Origin of the sequence: Bacteroides sp. UBA939 (genome assembly GCF_002293435.1) — a bacterium.
In the GTDB taxonomy this organism is placed as follows: Bacteria; Bacteroidota; Bacteroidia; order Bacteroidales; family Bacteroidaceae; genus Bacteroides.
In genome coordinates this window covers 1-625 of record NZ_DBDF01000064.1, presented here as the reverse complement: position 1 = coordinate 625, position 625 = coordinate 1, and the positions used below count along the sequence as shown (strand labels likewise).

Below are 625 nucleotides of genomic sequence, written 5' to 3'. Positions count from 1 at the left end.
TAAATTCAAAACAGCTTCTTATTACGGAAAGATACTTATTTAGTTTCTTTCGGGGTCATATCTCCTTCTACATAGAGCCGCATCATTTCTGTTTTCGCGTTTGTACGCAGAGTGATTGACTTCTTGAAGTGTCCAGGATATTTGCCGGCTCCATTATAAGTAATCTTAATGGTTCCGGTTTTGCCGGGTGCTATAGGTTCCTGAGTATATTCAGGCACTGTACATCCGCAAGAAGCGACAGCCTGATGTATCACTAACGGAGCATCCCCTACATTAGTGAACGTAAACGCACAACTTACAACTGGGTCGTTTTCAGAAAACGTACCGAAGTTATGTGTGGTCTCGTCAAACTTAATGTCAGCTTTTCCTTGTGCGGAAACATAACCGATGCCCAACATGAGCATAAACATATACAATACAATTCTTTTCATATCTGTTATTCTTTTGTATTACACCAAATGCAAAGGTAAGGTGTTTTTGTGAAAACAGCTCTATCTATAGTGCAAAAATGTATTAAATATGCCTCAGAAAGTACTGTTGCGTACTATTTGATTACATTCTCAGCTGACGAAAAATGGTTCTTCGTCATTTCAGGTGCAAGCAATTATAATTAAAATCAGGGTAA

Annotated in this window: 1 protein-coding gene; it reads right to left on the bottom strand. The window is 38.4% G+C overall.

Annotated features, from left to right (window positions below; translation table 11 throughout):
• Positions 1 to 35: 35 nt before the first annotated feature.
• Positions 36 to 431: a DUF1573 domain-containing protein gene (locus B2Z67_RS04170; protein WP_291528562.1), complete on the bottom strand. Its 396-nt coding sequence runs from the start codon at positions 429 to 431 to the stop codon at positions 36 to 38.
• Between the last annotated feature and the right edge of the window lie 194 nt (positions 432 to 625).

Bases quoted from the DNA above. Each gene is read 5' to 3' on its own strand.
- B2Z67_RS04170 (WP_291528562.1), bottom strand. From the start codon at position 431: ATGAAAAGAATTGTATTGTATATGTTTATGCTCATGTTGGGCATCGGT.